Raw genomic sequence first — 16,869 nt, 5'->3', positions numbered from 1 at the left:
GGTTTGTTTCTCGGACTCGATCTCAGGCTCGGATGACCTGCGGGCCCTGTAGTGAGTACCGGTGGGCCTCGGAGCTCGGAAGCAGCGTGCTCGTGACGATCGCCTCCAGGGAACTGACGTCGGCGAACCGGCAGAAGCTGACTGCGCCGAACTTGGTGTGCACGCCCGCGAAGACCGTGCGCCGGGAGGCCCGTATCGCCTGGGCCTTGACCTCGCTGACCGCCGGGTCGGGAGTGGTGAGGCCGTGTTCGCGGGAGATGCCGTTGGCGCCGATGAACGCCAGGTCGATGACGAAACCGGCGAGCATCTTCGTCGTCCAGTGGTCCACGGTCGCCAGTGTGCCGGGGCGGACCCGGCCGCCGAGCAGCAGGACGCTCGTGTTGTCGGCCTCGGCGAGCGCGCCCGCGGTGGCCAGGGATGCGGTGACCACCGTCAGCTGCCGGTCCCTGGGCAGCGCCTCCGCGATGAGCTGCGGAGTGAACCCCTCGTCGACGAAGACCGTCTCGGCGTCCCCGAGCAGCTCGGCCGCGGCGGCCGCGATCCGGCGCTTCTCGGGCACCTGGCTCGTGGTGCGGAAGGCGAGCGTCGTCTCGAAGCCGGCGCTCTCCACGGGATAGGCACCGCCGTGGGTGCGGCGTACCAGGCCGTGGTCCTCAAGCGTGCGCAGATCCCGCCGTACGGTCTCCTTCGCGACGCCCAGTTCGGTGGCGAGTGCGGTGACGTCGACCGAGCCCGCGCGGCGGGCGGCCCGGACGATCTCGCGCTGCCGCTCCTCCGCCGTCATGGCTGCCATGGCCGTCACCCGCTCCCTTGCCCGGTGTACGCGACCGCTCCCGGTGTGTGCGCGACGCCGCGCACTGCCCGTTCGGGCCCGGTGGATCCTTGTAGGGAAGTTCTACAACGGGTATCGGCCACTGACCAGGTCTGTTGCATGCCCGATGGTGCCCGGCTGGGCCCGTTTCACGTCACGGGTGCCCGCGGCGGACCTGGGGCGGAGCGGAGGGGGAGGTGGGATCGGGCAGGGCTGGTGCCCGAATACGGGGGCGGGCGGGCCCGTTCGGTGCCCGCCCGCCGTTATGCGCCGCCGCTGTGGCCTCAGTACGGCCAGATGGGGGGGTGCGTGGTGAAGTGGCCGCCCAGGTGGGCGTGGTCCGGGTTGTCCGGGTCGAGTTCGCCCAGCTCGGCGATGAGCTTCGCGGCGTACGGCTCGGAGTCGTCCTGGGGCTCGTAACCCAGGGCGCGGGCGGTCGAGAGGTCCCACCACAGGCGGGTGTTGGCGGAGGAGCCGTAGACGACGGTGTGCCGTACGTCCTCGGCGGTCAGAGTCGCGTGGAAGAGGCGGGCGCCGTCCTCCGGGCTCATCCAGACCGAGAGCATGCGCACGTTCGCCGGCTCCGCGAAGCAGGAGCCGATGCGGACCGAGACCGTCTCCTGGCCGTGCTTGTCCCAGTAGAACTGGGCCAGGTCCTCGCCGAAGGACTTCGACAGGCCGTAGAAGGTGTCCGGGCGGCGCGGTGTGTCGATGGGGATGAGCGGGTCGTCGCCCTGGGGGCGCGGGGTATAGCCCACCGCATGGTTGGAGGAGGCGAAGACGATGCGGGGTACGCCTTCCTCGCGGGCCGCCTCGTACAGGTTGTACGTTCCCTCGATGTTCGCCTTGAGGATCTTGTCGAAGGAGGCTTCCAGGGAGATGCCCGCGAGGTGGATGATCGCGTCGACACCCCGTACCGCCTCGCGCAGAGCCGCCCGGTCGGAGAGGTCGGCGGTGATCGCGTCCGGCTCGCCCTCGATGGGGAGCAGGTCGAGGAGGCGCAGCTCGTAGCCGTACTTCGGGAGCAGCCCTCGCATCAGGGTGCCGAGGCCGCCGGCGGCGCCGGTGAGCAGAACGGTGCGGGGAGCGGGCATCCTCGGGTCTCCTTGAATCGGCAGCCGTAGGTCATGCGCATGTGTGTACGGCATTCACATCCGTGGACACGCTAAGGATTGCCGACGGCTCACGTCAAGTCTTACGCGGAGGCGGGAAATCCGCCTCTGTGTTGCGAGTTTGCGCGCTTGACCGGCCCCAAGGTCGCGGCTTAGCGTGGACGCGTTCAGAAATATGGACGTGGATCAGAAACATGCACCGAGAGACGGGCACGGCGAACGTGCACCGCTTAGGGAGAGTCCGTGACGCCAGCCCCCCTTGCCGCTCGGCTCAGCATCCCCAGCGGGCCGCTGTTCTTCCCTGTCACCGCGTACGGCGCTGACGGCGGCGTCGACCTCGACGTCTACCGGGAGCATGTGCGGCGCGGAGTCGAGGCCGGTGCCGCCGCCGTGTTCGCCTGCTGCGGCACCGGGGAGTTCCACGCACTCTCGCCCGAGGAGTTCGGGGCGTGCGTGGCGGCGGCTGTCGAGGCGGCGGACGGACGCGTGCCGGTCGTCGCGGGCGCCGGGTACGGGCCGGCGCTCGCCGTGCGGTTCGCGCGGCTCGCGGAAGCGGCCGGGGCCGACGGGCTGCTCGCCATGCCGCCCTATCTCGTGGTGGCCGGGCAGGAGGGACTGCTGCGGCACTACCAGGAGCTGACGGCGGCGACCTCGCTGCCGGTGATCGTCTACCAGCGGGACAACGCCGTGTTCACGCCGGAGACCGTGGTGGAGCTGGCCCGCACGGAGGGCATCATCGGGTTCAAGGACGGGCTCGGGGACCTGGACCTGATCCAGCGGATCGTCAGTGCGGTGCGCAGCGAGGTCCCGGGCGAGGAGTTCCTCTACTTCAACGGGCTGCCCACGGCCGAGCTGACCGGGCTCGCCTACCGGGGCGTGGGTATCACCCTGTACTCGTCAGCCGTGTTCTGCTTCGCTCCCGAGGTCGCCCTGGCCTTCCACAAAGCGTTCAACACCGGTGACGACGAGGCCGTGAACCGGCTGATCGACGGCTTCTACCGGCCGTTCGTCGACCTGCGGGCGCAGGGGCGCGGCTACGCCGTCTCGCTCGTCAAGGCCGGGGTACGGCTGCGGGGGCTGGACGTGGGCGAGGTGCGGCCGCCGTTGCACGAGCCGAGCGAGGACCATGTGAAGCAGCTCGCCCAGCTGATCGAGCGCGGGTACGGGCTGATCGAGGAGGGTGTGTGACCGTGCCGGTACGGATTCCTGGGGAGAACAAATGAAGTCGTCCGCGTTCGTCTATCCCTGGGATGTCAACGGAGACCCGGAGGCCGCCGGCCGGATCGCCGGGCTCGGCGTGCAGCAGGTCACACTCGCCTCCGCATACCACTCCACGCGCGCGCTGACCCCACGCCACCCCCGGCACCGGATCGTCACCGCCTCGCACGCCGCCGTGCTCTACCCCGTCGACGAACGGTGGGAGGGGCGCAGGCTCTGGCCGTACACGGCAGGCGACTGGGCGCCGGGTGACGCGTACGGGGCGGCCGCCGACGCGCTCGCCGGGGCCGGACTCGACGTGCACACCTGGGTGGTGCTCGCGCACAACTCCCGTATGGGGGAGGAGTTTCCGGAGACCTCCGTGGTCAACGCCTACGGGGACCGCTATCCGTGGGCTCCGTGCATCGCGCAGCCTGAGACGCGCGCATACCTGGTCACGCTGGCCGCCGAGGCGGCGGTGCGGCCCGGGGCCGGCGGTACGGAGCTGGAGTCCCTCGGCTGGTACGGGCTCGCGCATCTGCACGCCCACGACAAGATGGCGGGGGTGGCACTCGGGGACGCCGGGCAGTACCTGATGTCGTTGTGCTTCTGTCCCTCCTGTCGTGACGGCTACGCCCAACAGGGGCTGGATCCGGAGGAGTTGGCGGTCTCGGTACGGCGTGCTCTGGAGCCCGTGTGGCGGGGTGAGGCGCCCGCCGGGGGCTGGGAGGCCGTGGAGAAGCTGCTCGGGAGCGAACTCGCGACGGCCACGCGCGGGTGGCGGGACTCCGTCGCCCGTTCGCTGCAGACGGAGGCCGTCACCGCGGTGCGCTCGGCCGCCCCCGAGGGGTTCCGGATCCTGCTGCACGCGGACCCGGTCTCCTACCACTGCGGCGCGAACGCCGGGGTCGATCCCGGGCACATCCTGTCCGTCGCCGACGGTGTGGTCGTGCCCTGCGCCGGAGGGCCCGGGCTGCTGACTCCCTTTGCCGACAGGGGTGTTGAGGGGAGCGTGCTGGCGGCCAACTTCACCGTGGTGAGCGGGATGGGCGGCCGCCCGGCGGAGCTCGGTGCGGACGTGGCGCGTGCGGTCGAACTGGGGGCCACCGAAGTACGGCTGTATCACGCGGGGTTGGCGTCCGAGGAGGACCTGTCGCTCGTGACTCAGGCGCTGACGCGGCTCGGCTGAGGCTCGTGACTCAGACGCTCGCGCGGCTCGGCTGAGGCTCGTGACTCAGGTGTTCGCGCGGCTCGGCTGAGGTCGCAGCAGGGGCAGCACCGTCACGAGTCGCGCGAGGCCGAGGACCGCCAACAGCACCTGGTGGTCGACGAGTTCGACCAGGCCCGCGCCCACCGCGAGGCCCACCGCGTTCGGGGCGAACATCAGGGTGTTGGCGGTTGCCGTCGTACGGCCCAGAAGGGCGGCCGGAGTCTCACGCTGGACTGCGGTGAGCGCCGCGATCAGCACGCAGGGGAGGCCGATGCCGACCGCCGCGGCCGAGGCGAGCGCCACCGCGTCGTACGGGAGCGCGCGAGCCGTCACGGCCAGGGCGCTGAGCGCGATGCCGTACCCCGCGAACCGGCGCTCGCCCAGGCGGCGCAGGAGGGGACCCGCGGCCAGGCCGATCGCCACCGACCCGGCGCCCTGGACGGCGTACAACACACCTACGTACGTGGGCGGGTGGCCGAGGCCCTCGGCGACCGCGTAGACCGTCGCGCCGTTGAGGCCCGCGAAGAGCATGGTCGTGCCGGCCGTCAGGACGAGGGGCCGTAGCCGGGCGTGGGACCACAGGAAGCGGGCACCTTCGGCCGTCTGCGTACGCCAGCCGGTCGGGGCCTGGGGCGGCTTCGTCTCGCTTACGCGCAGCAGTGCGCACAGGCCCGCGGCCAGTACGAACGTGAGCGCGTCCAGGAGTGCGACCCGCGCCCCGCCGTACACCGCGTACAGTGCCGCGCCGGCCAGTGGGGCCAGTAGTTTCATCCCCTCGTTGGCCGTCATGCGCAGGCCGTTGAAGTCGCCGAGGAGGGATTTGTCGACGGCCGAGGCGATCAGGGCCGACTCCGCCGCGTCATGGACGACGCCCGTGGCGCCGTAGACCAGGAGCACCCCGAAGAGGATCCACAGGCGGGCCGGCGCGTCCACGGCGAAGAGGGTCGGCAGCAGCGCGGCGAGCAGCAGGTTCATGCCGATGAGAAGCGGCCGGCGGCGGGTGCGGTCCGCGAGGGTGCCCAGCGCGGGGCCGATGAGTGTGGGGGCCCAGAGGGCGAAGACGCAGAGGGCCGCCAGGCCGTCCGAACCGGTCAGGTCCTTGACCCAGATGCCGGACACCAGCCACAGCGCCGACGAGCCGAAGCCGGAGACCACGACCGCGCTCAGATACAAACCCGCGTTGCGGTCCCGCAGGACGCGCGTGACTGTCCATGTCTCCATGGCTCGTCAGCGTGGCCCTAAGGACCTGCCTCAGGGATCCGGCAGATGCCTTATAAGGCGCCGTCAGATGATGACGACGAGTTTGCCTCGCGGGTGGCCCTTCTCCAGGTGTCGGACCGCGTCCGCGGCCTCGGCGAGCGGGTAGGTGCGGTCGATGGCCGGAGTGATCTTTCCCTGCTCGGCGAGGTCCTTGAGGGTCAGCAGGTCCTCGTGGCGGGGGAGGGAGATGAGGTTGCGGAGGTTCTGGCCGATGAAGGGGGAGAGCAGGGAGGCCCGGATCTCGCGGCCCATCCCGCCGAAGAAGGCGCTCCCGCCCTCGCCGCCGACCATGACGAGGGTGCCGCGAGGGGCCAGGACGCGGCGCAGCAGGGGCACGGGGCGCAGGCCCGCGCAGTCGACGATGACGTCGTAGCGGTGGGGTCCGGCGGTGACGTCCTCCTGGGTGTGGTCGAGGACGTGGGTGGCGCCCAGGGATCGTACGAACTCCGTGTTGGTGGGGCCGCAGACGCCGGTCACCACCGCGCCGTACATCGTGGCGAGTTGGACGGCGAAGGAACCGACGCCGCCCGAGGCGCCGATGACGAGGACCTGGTCGCCCGGCTGCGGGCGTGCCGTCCCCTTCAGGGCCTGGAGGGCGGTCATGCCGGAGACGGGGAGGGCGGCGGCCTGTTCGAAGGTGAGGCGGGGAGGCTTGAGGGCGAGCCTGCGGGCCTTGGCGCGCGCGAACTCGGCGAACGAGCCCTCGCAGTTGCCGAAGACCTCGTCGCCCGGCTTGAACTCGGTCACCTTCGCGCCGACCGCCTCGACCCGACCGGCGCCGTCCCAGCCCCGGACGGGGTTCCTGGGCTTGCGGAGTCCAAGGGCGACGCGGGCCACCAGCGGCCTGCCCGTCATGAGGTGCCACACGCTAGGGTCGACGCCGGCGGCGCGCACCTCGACAAGCACCTCGTCGTCACGGGGGACCGGCCGGTCGACGTCGCGCGCCTCCAGCAGGTCTGCGGTTCCGTAGGCATCCTGGACGATCGCTCTCACGGTGGCTCTCCTTCTCGCGGACCTCTGGCATCGAGCATCCCGGCGGCTCGAAGGTGTGACCAGCCTCCGGAGGGCGGCCATGGAGGCGGGACCGATGAGTTTTCGTACGTTCGTCGGTCTACCCCAGGAGTGGAGACGCGTACGAACTCTGAGGAGAAGCGGATGACTGGCGGGATTCTTGACCTCGGGCCGCAGGCCCGGATCGTGGCGCACCTCGCGGCGGGGGTGACGGACGAGCAGTTGGCGGGCGTGACCCCATGTCCGGAACACGCGGTGCACAACATGCTGGGGCACCTGGCCGGGCTTGCCGCCGCCTTCCGGGACGCCGCGCGCAAGGACCTGGGGGCCACCACGGACACCAACCCGAACGCTGCCGTGCCGGACATCGAGCCCGGCTGGCGCGAGGCGCTGCCCAAGGTGATGGACGAACTCGCCGAGGCCTGGCGCGACCCGGCCGCCTGGACCGGGGAGACCAGGGCGGGTGGTGTGTCCCTGCCGGGCGCGGTCGGGGGCATGGTCGCCACCAACGAACTGGTCGTGCACGGCTGGGATCTCGCGCGGGCCACCGGCCAGGTGTACGAGCCCGACCCCGCAGCCCTTCAGGTGTCGTACGAACTCCTCCTCGCCTCGGCCGAGGGCCCGGACCACGGCGCCATCTTCGGCCCCGTGGTGCCGGTGCCAGACGACGCTCCGCTGCTCGACCGGGCGATCGGGCTGAGCGGGCGGGATCCGGGCTGGAAGCCGTAGCGCTCCGATGAAGCCGTAGCGCGCCGCTGAACCCATAGAGCTCCGATGAAGCCGTTGCGCCCCAATAAAGAGACGCCCGCGGGACGGCGGTTTCGTACGCTCCACGCGTGTCCCTCACCCTCACCGTCCTCGGCACGGCCTCCCCGCACCCGGGCCCCGGCCGCCCCTGTTCCGGCTATCTGCTGTGCGGAGGGGAGGCCGAGGTGTGGGTCGACGCCGGGCCCGGGACCTTCGCCGAGTTGCAGAGGCATACGGACCCGGCAGGGCTGTCGGCGATCTGGATCTCGCATCTGCACGCCGACCACTGCGCCGATCTGCTCTCCGCCTTTTACGGGCTCGCGTACGGCGGACTGACCCCCGCCGCGCCCCTTCCCGTGTACGCGCCGCGTGACCTCGGGCAGCGGCTCGCAGGGTTCTTCGGGCAGGGCGATTCCGGGTTCCTGAGCGGGATCTTCGACTTCCGGACCCTGTACGACGGCCACGAGGCGCGGGTGGGAGAGCTGCGGCTCCTCAGTCGTGCCGTCGTGCACGACACCGAGGCGTACGGGCTGCGGGCCGAGTACGCGGGGCGTGTGCTGGCGTACTCCGGGGACAGTGGGCCCTGCGCTCAGCTCACCGAACTCGCCCAGGGGGCCGACCTGTTTCTCTGCGAGGCCGACATCGACCGGCATCACGAAGGCGAGCGCGTCCATCTGACTCCGGAGGACGCGGGCGCGGTCGCGCGTGCGGCGGGAGTGCGGGAACTGCTCGTCACCCACGTCGGGCCCACGCTCACGCCGGCGGACGCGACGGCCCGCGCGGCCAGTGCCTTCGGCGGTCGTACCGTCCAGGCCCGCGAAGGCGACGTCAAGGTCGTCTGAGCATCCAGGCCGACTGAAACCGGCCAGGGGAGGCGTGGCTTAAAGATTGTCTATGGACTTCGTAAGTATCGGGCAACGAGCCTCGCGTTCGGGCGGGTTACGCGCGTAGAAACCTGTCATGCATAAGCCACTGCGTATAGCGGCCGTCGCCGCCACCTGTGCCGTCGCCGGTGCCGCCCTGTACGGCACGGGTGTCGCCACCGCCGACCAGTCGACGGCGAACAGCACCAAGGAGCCCCACAACATCGGGCTGCTGGTGGGGGAGATCGACACCTACTACGGCACCACCCTCGACAGCAACGGCGTGTACCAGGCGTCCGAGAGCAGTCCGTACGCCAAGGACCTGGCGCACATCGAGTCCGACGCGAAGAAGTACATCAACAAGGTCGCCGACAAGGCCGGACACAAAGGCGAGAAGCCCGCGGTCGTCTTCGACATCGACGACACGCTGCTGCTCTCCCTCGACTACGAGAAGAAGACCAACTACACGTACAACTCGGCCACGTGGGCCGACTACGTGGCCAAGGCCGATCGTCCGGCCGTCTTCGGCACCCCCGAACTCGTTGCGTACGCCGAGTCCAAAGGTGTCGAGGTCTTCTACAACTCGGGCCTGAAGGAGTCGCAGCGGGCCGCCGCGGTCGCGAACCTGAAGAAGGTCGGCGTCGACATCAACCTCGATGCCGACCACATGTTCCTCAAGGACGCGACCAACCCGCCGTCCTACCTGAGCGCCTGCGCCACCGCCGCCGCCTGGACCTGCACGACCGTGCAGTACAAGTCCGGCACGCGCAAGCACATCGAGTCCCTCGGATACGACGTCGTCGCCAACTTCGGCGACCAGTACTCCGACCTCGAAGGGGGCTACGCCGACAAGACGTACAAGCTCCCCAACCCGACGTACCACGTGAGCTAGGTCCCGCGCAGGAGCCTTGAAGGGTGAGCCCCCGCCGATCGTCATCGGCGGGGGCTCCTCTGACTGGCCGAGGGGGGCTCAGGCCAGCAGATCAATGTGGTCACTGGTAGAGACGTACGGAACGAGGATCTGGTTGTGCGCGGCCGATGAAGTCGCGTGCGTATACGGCCACTTGGGGCCCCAGGCTGAAGTGGTGTGCCCGTGGGGCGAGTCGCGTGAGCTTACTCATCACTCGTACAGGATTTCGAACAGCGTATGGCGGGCCGAACCTGATTCCGTAACACGGGGAAAACCTGAAAGCGGTTCAACACGGGAACAATCCAGCCATCATCCGCACACCCCGGCACGCAGGTAACGAGGAGTCTCGCCATGTCCGATCAGCAGAAGGTGGCCGACCGGCCAAGTGCCCCGCCGCCCCCGGCGAACGGCGTCGACCACTTCTTCAAGATCTCCGCCAGGGGCTCCACCTTCGGCCGGGAGATTCGCGGTGGCTTCGCCACGTTCTTCACGATGGCCTACATCCTTGTCCTGAACCCGATCATCCTGGACAGTGCCAAGGACAAGTTCGGCCACCAGCTCGACGCCGTCCAACTGACCACCGCCACCGCCCTGGTGGCCGCGGTCATGACGATCATCATGGGTATCGGCGGCAACCTCCCGCTCGCGCTCGCCGCGGGCCTCGGCCTCAACGCCGTCGTCGCCTTCCAGATCGCCCCGCTGATGAGCTGGGACGACGCGATGGGCCTGATCGTCCTCGAAGGCCTGCTGATCTGCGTGTTGGTGGTGACAGGGCTGCGGGAAGCCGTCATGCAGGCCATTCCGCAGCCGATGAAGCAGGCGATCAGCGTCGGTATCGGCCTGTTCATCGCCTTCATCGGCTTCATCGACGCCGGGTTCGCCACCCGCATCCCCGACATCGCCCAGACCACCGTGCCGGTGCAGCTCGGCGCCACGGGCGCGCTCGCCGGCTGGCCCGTTCTCGTCTTCTGTCTCGGCGTGCTGCTGACCATCGGGCTGCTCGCGCGCAAGGTCAAGGGCGCGATCCTGATCAGCATCGTGACCATGACGATCGTGGCGATCATCATCAACTCCGTCGCGGACATCAAGAGTTGGGGCCTGACCACACCGAAGGTCCCCGACGACATCGTGGCCTCACCGGACTTCGGACTGCTCGGTCACTTCAGCCTCTTCGGCGCCTTCGGCGAGACCAGCGCGATCACCGTCGTGCTGCTGGTCTTCACGCTGATCCTTTCCGACTTCTTCGACACCATGGGCACGGTCGTCGGCATCAGCGCCGAGGCGGGCCTGCTCGACGAGGAGGGCAAGGTGCCGGGCCTCGGCCGGGTGCTGCTCATCGACGGGGCGGCCGCGGTCGCCGGCGGCGCGGCCTCGGCGTCCTCCGCGACCTCGTACATCGAGTCGGCGGCGGGCGTCGGCGAGGGCTCCCGTACCGGCTTCTCGAATTTGATCACCGGCGCGCTCTTCGCGATCGCGCTCTTCCTGACCCCGCTGCTCACCATCGTGCCGCTACAGGCCGCGGCGCCCGCGCTCGTCGCGGTCGGGTTCCTGATGATGACCCAGGTCAAGCACATCGACTGGGACAAGTACGAGATCGCGATCCCCGCGTTCCTGACCATCGCCGTGATGCCGTTCACGTACTCGATCACCAACGGCATCGGCGCGGGCTTCCTCGCCTACGTGCTGATCAAGACGGTCCTCGGCAGGGCGAAGGAGGTGCACTGGCTGCTGTGGGGCGCGTCCGCGCTGTTCCTGGTGTACTTCGCGATCGACCCGATCGAGCAGCTGTTCGGCGTGAAGTGACGCGTATGTCCGGCGTGAAGTAACACGAAGGGCCGTCCTCCAGGGGTGCGAGGGCGGCCCTTCCGTCGTGTCGGCGGTGCTCAGTCCTTCAGCGCCGCCTGCATCATCGCCTTCGCCACCGGCGCCGCAAGGCCGTTGCCGCTGACCTCGGAGCGAGCCGCGTCCGACTGCTCGACGAGGACCGCGACGGCGACCTCCTTGTCGCTGGAGTCGGACTTCGCGTACGAGGTGAACCACGCGTACGGCGTCTGGCTGTTGTTCTCGCCGTGCTGGGCCGTACCGGTCTTGCCGCCGACCGTCGCGCCGGAGATCTGCGCGTTCGTGCCCGTGCCGTCCTCGACGACCGTCTGCATCGCGGACTGGAGCTGCTGGGCCGTGGAGGAACTGACGACCTCCTTGGTCTCCGTGCTGTCGTCGTAGTCCTTCAGCACATTGCCGTCGGAGTCACTGGTCTGCGAGACCATGTGCGGCGACACCAGCTTTCCGTCATTGGCAATAGCAGCCGACACCATGGCCATCTGGAGCGGCGTCGCGGTCACATCGAACTGGCCGATGCCCGTGAGCGCGGTGGACGACTCGTCCATGCCGGAGGGATACACGCTGGTGTACGCCCGCACCGGTACATCCTGCGACTTGTCGTTGAAGCCGAACTTCTCGGCCTGCGCCTTGAGCTTGTCCTGGCCCAGGTCGACGGCCATCTTCGCGAAGACGTTGTTGCAGGAGTACTGCAGCGCCACCCGGATCGAGGCGTTCGCGCAGGGCGCGGACGCGTTCTCGTTCGCCAGGTCGGTGTTCGTGTTCGGCAGCCTGTACGGGTTCGGGCTGTCCGTCTTCGCGTCGACGTCCGGGTACAGCCCGTCCTCCAGCGCGGCCGCCGCGACCACCAGCTTGAAGGTCGAGCCCGGTGGCAGCGGCTGGCGCAGCGCCCGGTTCGTCATCGGCTTGTCGGGGTCCTTGGTCAGCGTCGTCCAGGCGTCCGAATCGCCCGCGCTGAGCTGCGAGGGGTCGTACGACGGGGTGGAGACCACCGCGAGGATCTTCCCGGTCGCCGGATCGATCGCGACCGCCGCGCCCTTCTTCTCACCGAGCGCCTCGTACGCCGCCTTCTGCACATCCGGGTCGATCGTCGTGATCACGTCACCCGGGTCGGCGCGCTTGTCGGTGAGCGTGTCCAGCGGGGTCTTCAGCTGGTTGTCCGTGCCGTCGAGCAGGTCCTGGTAGATGCCCTCCAGCTGCGTCGCCCCGTACACCTGCGAGCTGTAGCCGGTGACCGCCGCGTACAGACTGCCGTCCGTGTACGTGCGCTTGTACTTGAGGTCGCTGCCCTTCGTCTGCGCGGAACCGGTGATCGCGTCTCCGGCCACGATGATGTTCCCGAGCGGGTTCGCGTACTGCTCTATCGCGTTGCGCCGGTTGTCCTTGTCGTCCGCGAGCGCCTGGCCTTCGTAGAACTGCACCCAGGTCGCCCTCACCAGCAGAGCGAGCACGAGCAGCAGCGTGAAGACGGCGGAGCGCCTGATCGTCTTGTTCATCCCGCTCAGAAAGACGAGCGGGCGGGAGGGAAACGTTCCCTTCCGCCCGCATTTCTCATAGACCGTTCATGAAGCCAGGTGGGCCTCAGTCACAGCCTTCGCGTGGCCAGCGTCAGGCGGTCGCGGGCGTCGAACAGCGCGTCCTTGACCAGCTGCTCGTGCGCCGGGGTCAGGCGCGCCACGGGCACCGAGCAGCTGATCGCGTCGCGGGCGGGCGTCCGGTAGGGGATGGCCACGCCGAAGCAGCGCAGGCCCAGCGTGTTCTCCTCGCGGTCCACGGCGAAGCCCTGCTCACGGACCTGGTGCAGCTCCTCGATGAGCTTCTCCCGGTCGGTGATCGTGTGCTCGGTCAGCGCCGGCAGCGTCTCGGGGAGCAGCTTGCGGACCTGCTCGTCGGTGTGGGTGGCGAGCAGCGCCTTGCCGAGCGAGGTCGAGTGCGCGGGGAGGCGGCGGCCGACCCGGGTGAAGGGGCGGAGGTAGTGCTGCGACTGGCGGGTGGCCAGGTACACGACGTTCGTGCCGTCCAGGCGGGCCAGGTGGATGGTCTCCGTCGTGTCGTCGGAGAGGCGGTCCAGGGTCGGGCGGGCCGCGGCGACCACCTCGTCGCCGTCGATGTACGAGGTGCCGACCAGCAGAGCCCGTACGCCGATGCCGTACCGCGTGCCCGTCGCGTCCGTCTCGACCCAGCCGAGCTCGACGAGCGTGCGCAGCAGCATGTACAGGCTGGACTTCGGATAGCCGACGGCTTCCTGCACGGAGGCGAGCGAGTGCATACCGGGCCGGCCGGCGAAGTACTCGAGCAATTCCACGGTCCGTACCGCGGACTTCACCTGCGCCCCGCCGCCTGTCTCGACTGCCGACATCGCCCTTGACCCCTTCGTTCGACGGGAAATAGTCTCCAACAGCATATTCACCACCAGAGACAGCGTTCAGCATATCGAACGCCCCTGGTGAGTGACACAGAACTGCGGCATCACATCTTGGAGGGACCCGCGGTGGCAGCAGCACCAGTCTGGAGTGTCGACCCCCGAACCGGGAAGCAGCGGGAACAGGTTGCGGTGGAGGCCACAGCCCAGGAGGTCGACGAAGCCGTCCGCGCCGCGCACGCCGCGCGCCCGGCCCTCGCCGACCGGACGGTGCGCGCGGCCTTCCTGCGCACCGCGGCCGACCTGCTCGAAGGCTCCAAGGAGCACCTCGTCGAGGCCGCGGACGCGGAGAGCGCGCTCGGCCCCGTCCGGCTCACCGGTGAACTCGCCCGCACCTGCTACCAGTTGCGGGCCTTCGCGACAATCGTCGACGAGGGCGCCTTCCTCGACGTCGTGATCAACCACCCCGACGACACCGCGACCCCGCCGATCCCGGACCTGCGCCGCTACAAGGTGCCGCTGGGCGTCGTCGCCGTCTACTCCGCCTCGAACTTCCCCTTCGCCTTCTCGGTCGCCGGCGGCGACACCGCGAGCGCGCTGGCGGCGGGCTGCCCGGTCGTCGTCAAGGCCCACCCGGACCACCCGGGACTCTCCGAACTGGTCGCGGCCAACCTGCGCCGGGCCGCCGCCCAGCACGACATCCCCGCGGGAGTGGTGGGCCTGGTCCACGGCTTCGAGGCGGGCGTCGAGCTGGTCAGGCACCCGCTGGTCTCGGCGGCCGGCTTCACCGGCTCGGTACGCGGCGGACGTGCCCTCTTCGACGCGGCGGCCGCACGCCCCGTGCCGATCCCCTTCCACGGCGAGCTGGGGTCCCTGAACCCCGTCATCGTCACCGAGGCCGCCGCGGCCGAGCGCGCCGAGGCGATCGGCGCCGGGCTCGCCGGCTCGATGACGCTGGGCGTCGGCCAGTTCTGTGTGAAGCCGGGCCTGGTCCTCGCCCCGGCGGGCGCGGCCGGCGACCGCTTCGTCAAGTCGCTCACGGACGCCGTCAGTGACACCGACGCGGGCGTCCTGCTCGACCACCGCATGCGCGACAACTTCATCGCCGGGGTCGCCGAGCGCGCCGAACTCCCCGACGTGGAGGCCCCGGTGACCCCGGGAGCGGGCAGCGAGCACACGGTGAGCCCCGGCTTCCTGACCGTGCCCGCGAGCAGGCTCACCACCGAGGGCGAGCACGACCTGCTCCTGGAGGAGTGCTTCGGCCCGCTCACCGTGATCGCCCGCTACGAGGACGACGCCGAGGCCAGCGCGGTCCTCTCCCGCCTCCCCGGCAACCTCACCGCCACCGTGCAGCTCTCCACCGAGGAGGCGGCGGGCGAGGGGCGCGGCGCCGAGATCCTCGCCGAGCTGACCCCCCTCGCGGGCCGCGTCCTGGTCAACGGCTGGCCGACCGGCGTCGCGGTCGCCCCCGCCCAGCACCACGGCGGCCCCTACCCCGCGACGACCTCCACCTCAACCTCCGTCGGCGGTACGGCCATTGAGCGCTGGCTGCGTCCTGTGGCGTACCAGAACACGCCTGAAGCGCTGCTGCCGGCCGAACTCCGGGACGACAACCCGCTGCGGCTGCCGCGTCGTTACGACGGCCGACTGGAACGCTGAGTGGGAGCCGCCCGGGACATGCCGGGCGTGACCTGGAAGACTCGGCGGATGGACGTCGAACTCCCCGAACTCCCGTTCCGGCTTCGCACGTACGGGCCTGACGGTCACTGGTCGTACGAGGACGGGGTGCTCGCCGGCTGGGCGGGCGCCCGGCAGGATCGCTTCGTGCCGCCCACCGGGGAGGGCCTGGACGCCGCCTCCGACGCGCCCCGGCTGCTCGGTGAGCCGGAGGGCGACTTCCAGTTGATCGCCAGGGTCACGGTCGGCTTCGCGGGCTCCTTCGACGCGGGTGTCCTCTATGTCCATGTGGGGGAGCGGGCCTGGGCGAAGCTCTGCCTGGAGTACTCCCCGGATGTCGCCACCGTCTGCACGGTGGTCACCCGGGGGCACTCCGACGACGCCAACTCCTTCACCGTCGACGGCAGTTCGGTCTGGCTCCGGGTCAGCCGCACCGACCGGGCCTTCGCCTTCCACGCCTCCCGTGACGGGGTCCGCTGGACTTTCGTCCGTCTCTTCACCCTCGGTGACGAGAAGGAGACCTCGGCGGCGCTGGTCGGCTTCATGACCCAATCCCCTTTGGGGGAGGGGTGCGTGGTGACGTACGACGGGATCGAGTTCCGGGCGAACTGGCCGCGGGACTTGAGGGACGGTAGCTGAACGCCGAGACGGGCGGTATTTTCAGTCATCCGTTCAGTGTGCGGGTCACCTGTTCGGATGAAGGGTGCGGTTCGTCGCGCCGAGACGCGGATCGCTCGCTAGCGTTGTGGATCGTGAAGCTGGTGGTGCGAGTCAAGCTCCTGCCAACGCCTGGTCGGGCGTTGGCACTTGAGGCGACCCTGCGTACCTGCAACGAAGCGGCGAACTGGCTGTCCGGCCAGGCGTTCGCTCTCCGGGCGACCTCCCGCCAGGCACTGCAGGGCTTCGCTTACGCCGATCTACGGGCGCGGGGACTGTCGGCGCAGCCCGCGCTGCACGTCCTGCGCAAGGTGGCAGACGCCTACACCGCGCTGAAGGCGAACCTACGGGCCGGAAACCTGGGCAAGCCGGGATCGAAGCGACACACGAAGGCCACGGGCAAGCCGATCGCCTTTCGCTCGGATGCGGCCCAGCCTTTCGACGACCGCTGTCTGTCGTGGCAGACGGACGTTTCCACCGTGTCGATCTGGACGACCGCCGGTCGGCTGAAGGGCGTCGCGTTCACCGGTCAGGCTGACCAGCTTGAGGTGCTGCGCAGCTACCGGCAGGGTGAGTCCGACCTGGTGCGCTGCAACGGGCAGTGGTATCTGATCGCGACCTGTGACGTCCCCGAGCTTGAATTGAACAGCGTTCCGGTTGGGTTCGTCGGGGTGGATCTGGGGATTGTGAACATCGCCACCACCTCCACCGGCACCAGGCACAGCGGACGGCGCCTGAACCGGCGTCGCGAACACGACCGGAAGCTGCGCGGCAAGTTGCAGCAGAAAGGCACCAAGTCGGCCAGGCGGCGGGCGAAAAAGCATGCGGGCAAGGAAGCGCGCCGCGCCCGCGACATCAACCACAAGATCAGTAAGTGCCTCGTGGCGGAGGCTCAACGCACCGGTCGCGGTATCGCCCTGGAAGACTTGGGCGGCATCCGCGAGCGGGCACGGCTCAAGAAGCCCCAACGTGTCACGCTGCACTCGTGGGCATTCGGACAGCTCGGCGAGTTCATTGCCTACAAGGCGAAGCGAGCTGGGGTGTCGGTGGTGTACGTCGATCCGGCCTACACCAGTCGGGAATGCTCCCATTGTCATCACATCGACAAGCGCAACCGGGGCGGATTCAACTGGTCGTCGCAACACTTTGATCTCGGAGGTGTGCGACGTGGCCACGGCGGACTGGAGTTTGAAGACCAGCGATGTTCCGGAGG

15 protein-coding genes are annotated in these 16,869 nt (G+C 69.5%); 9 read left to right on the top strand and 6 right to left on the bottom strand.

Annotation, left to right across the window (positions count from 1 at the left end; all coding sequences use genetic code 11):
• Positions 1-22 precede the first annotated feature (22 nt).
• Complete coding sequence (locus ACIPC1_RS38545; protein ID WP_402526015.1) at positions 23-793, bottom strand: DeoR/GlpR family DNA-binding transcription regulator; 771 nt, start codon at positions 791-793, stop codon at positions 23-25.
• Between the two features lie 302 nt (positions 794-1,095).
• On the bottom strand, positions 1,096-1,905 hold the full coding sequence (locus tag ACIPC1_RS38540) for an NAD-dependent epimerase/dehydratase family protein (RefSeq protein ID WP_402526013.1): 810 nt from the start codon (positions 1,903-1,905) through the stop codon (positions 1,096-1,098).
• A gap of 261 nt (positions 1,906-2,166) precedes the next feature.
• Here ACIPC1_RS38540 and ACIPC1_RS38535 point away from each other — a divergent pair, with 261 nt between their 5' ends.
• Both ACIPC1_RS38535 and ACIPC1_RS38530 read left to right on the top strand, forming a co-directional pair.
• Positions 2,167-3,111: a 5-dehydro-4-deoxyglucarate dehydratase gene (locus tag ACIPC1_RS38535; protein WP_402526011.1), complete on the top strand. Its 945-nt coding sequence runs from the start codon at positions 2,167-2,169 to the stop codon at positions 3,109-3,111.
• Between the two features lie 31 nt (positions 3,112-3,142).
• On the top strand, positions 3,143-4,309 hold the full coding sequence (locus ACIPC1_RS38530) for a hypothetical protein (RefSeq protein WP_402526009.1): 1,167 nt from the start codon (positions 3,143-3,145) through the stop codon (positions 4,307-4,309).
• Positions 4,310-4,354: 45 nt separating this feature from the next.
• Here the strand turns inward: ACIPC1_RS38530 and ACIPC1_RS38525 are convergent, their stop codons facing one another.
• Positions 4,355-5,551: an MFS transporter gene (locus ACIPC1_RS38525; protein ID WP_402526006.1), complete on the bottom strand. Its 1,197-nt coding sequence runs from the start codon at positions 5,549-5,551 to the stop codon at positions 4,355-4,357.
• A gap of 63 nt (positions 5,552-5,614) precedes the next feature.
• Positions 5,615-6,583, bottom strand: coding sequence for an NAD(P)-dependent alcohol dehydrogenase (locus ACIPC1_RS38520; protein WP_402526004.1), 969 nt, complete (start codon positions 6,581-6,583; stop codon positions 5,615-5,617).
• Positions 6,584-6,745: 162 nt separating this feature from the next.
• Here ACIPC1_RS38520 and ACIPC1_RS38515 point away from each other — a divergent pair, with 162 nt between their 5' ends.
• The 4 genes from ACIPC1_RS38515 to ACIPC1_RS38500 all read left to right on the top strand — a co-directional run bounded on the left by ACIPC1_RS38515 (position 6,746) and on the right by ACIPC1_RS38500 (position 10,924).
• The gene (locus ACIPC1_RS38515; protein WP_402526002.1) at positions 6,746-7,330 is read left to right on the top strand and encodes a TIGR03086 family metal-binding protein; all 585 of its coding nucleotides are present in this window, start codon (positions 6,746-6,748) and stop codon (positions 7,328-7,330) included.
• A gap of 107 nt (positions 7,331-7,437) precedes the next feature.
• Positions 7,438-8,190, top strand: coding sequence for an MBL fold metallo-hydrolase (locus ACIPC1_RS38510; RefSeq protein WP_402525999.1), 753 nt, complete (start codon positions 7,438-7,440; stop codon positions 8,188-8,190).
• Between the two features lie 118 nt (positions 8,191-8,308).
• Positions 8,309-9,103: an HAD family acid phosphatase gene (locus ACIPC1_RS38505; RefSeq protein ID WP_402525997.1), complete on the top strand. Its 795-nt coding sequence runs from the start codon at positions 8,309-8,311 to the stop codon at positions 9,101-9,103.
• A 369-nt stretch (positions 9,104-9,472) separates the two neighbouring features.
• The gene (locus ACIPC1_RS38500; protein ID WP_402525995.1) at positions 9,473-10,924 is read left to right on the top strand and encodes an NCS2 family permease; all 1,452 of its coding nucleotides are present in this window, start codon (positions 9,473-9,475) and stop codon (positions 10,922-10,924) included.
• A gap of 80 nt (positions 10,925-11,004) precedes the next feature.
• Here the strand turns inward: ACIPC1_RS38500 and ACIPC1_RS38495 are convergent, their stop codons facing one another.
• Positions 11,005-12,456: a peptidoglycan D,D-transpeptidase FtsI family protein gene (locus tag ACIPC1_RS38495; protein ID WP_402525993.1), complete on the bottom strand. Its 1,452-nt coding sequence runs from the start codon at positions 12,454-12,456 to the stop codon at positions 11,005-11,007.
• 89 nt (positions 12,457-12,545) lie between these two features.
• The gene (locus ACIPC1_RS38490) at positions 12,546-13,319 is read right to left on the bottom strand and encodes an IclR family transcriptional regulator (protein WP_365428249.1); all 774 of its coding nucleotides are present in this window, start codon (positions 13,317-13,319) and stop codon (positions 12,546-12,548) included.
• A 132-nt stretch (positions 13,320-13,451) separates the two neighbouring features.
• Here ACIPC1_RS38490 and ACIPC1_RS38485 point away from each other — a divergent pair, with 132 nt between their 5' ends.
• The 3 genes from ACIPC1_RS38485 to ACIPC1_RS38475 form a co-directional block, all read left to right on the top strand.
• Complete coding sequence (locus ACIPC1_RS38485) at positions 13,452-14,981, top strand: aldehyde dehydrogenase (NADP(+)) (RefSeq protein WP_402525990.1); 1,530 nt, start codon at positions 13,452-13,454, stop codon at positions 14,979-14,981.
• A gap of 48 nt (positions 14,982-15,029) precedes the next feature.
• The gene (locus ACIPC1_RS38480) at positions 15,030-15,638 is read left to right on the top strand and encodes a DUF1349 domain-containing protein (protein ID WP_402526148.1); all 609 of its coding nucleotides are present in this window, start codon (positions 15,030-15,032) and stop codon (positions 15,636-15,638) included.
• Between the two features lie 113 nt (positions 15,639-15,751).
• The coding region (locus ACIPC1_RS38475; protein WP_402525987.1) for an RNA-guided endonuclease InsQ/TnpB family protein at positions 15,752-16,869 on the top strand (1,118 nt) is incomplete at its 3' end.

This window comes from Streptomyces sp. NPDC087263 (genome assembly GCF_044744645.1).
In the GTDB taxonomy this organism is placed as follows: domain Bacteria; phylum Actinomycetota; class Actinomycetes; order Streptomycetales; family Streptomycetaceae; genus Streptomyces.
Note: the sequence above shows the minus strand (reverse complement) of the source record. Positions and strands in the feature narration are given on the sequence as shown.

Bases quoted from the DNA above. Each gene is read 5' to 3' on its own strand.
- ACIPC1_RS38545 (WP_402526015.1), bottom strand. From the start codon at position 793: ATGGCAGCCATGACGGCGGAGGAGCGGCAGCGCGAGATCGTCCGGGCC.
- ACIPC1_RS38540 (WP_402526013.1), bottom strand. From the start codon at position 1,905: ATGCCCGCTCCCCGCACCGTTCTGCTCACCGGCGCCGCCGGCGGCCTC.
- ACIPC1_RS38530 (WP_402526009.1), top strand. From the start codon at position 3,143: ATGAAGTCGTCCGCGTTCGTCTATCCCTGGGATGTCAACGGAGACCCG.
- ACIPC1_RS38525 (WP_402526006.1), bottom strand. From the start codon at position 5,551: ATGGAGACATGGACAGTCACGCGCGTCCTGCGGGACCGCAACGCGGGT.
- ACIPC1_RS38515 (WP_402526002.1), top strand. From the start codon at position 6,746: ATGACTGGCGGGATTCTTGACCTCGGGCCGCAGGCCCGGATCGTGGCG.
- ACIPC1_RS38505 (WP_402525997.1), top strand. From the start codon at position 8,309: ATGCATAAGCCACTGCGTATAGCGGCCGTCGCCGCCACCTGTGCCGTC.
- ACIPC1_RS38500 (WP_402525995.1), top strand. From the start codon at position 9,473: ATGTCCGATCAGCAGAAGGTGGCCGACCGGCCAAGTGCCCCGCCGCCC.
- ACIPC1_RS38495 (WP_402525993.1), bottom strand. From the start codon at position 12,456: ATGAACAAGACGATCAGGCGCTCCGCCGTCTTCACGCTGCTGCTCGTG.
- ACIPC1_RS38490 (WP_365428249.1), bottom strand. From the start codon at position 13,319: ATGTCGGCAGTCGAGACAGGCGGCGGGGCGCAGGTGAAGTCCGCGGTA.
- ACIPC1_RS38480 (WP_402526148.1), top strand. From the start codon at position 15,030: ATGGACGTCGAACTCCCCGAACTCCCGTTCCGGCTTCGCACGTACGGG.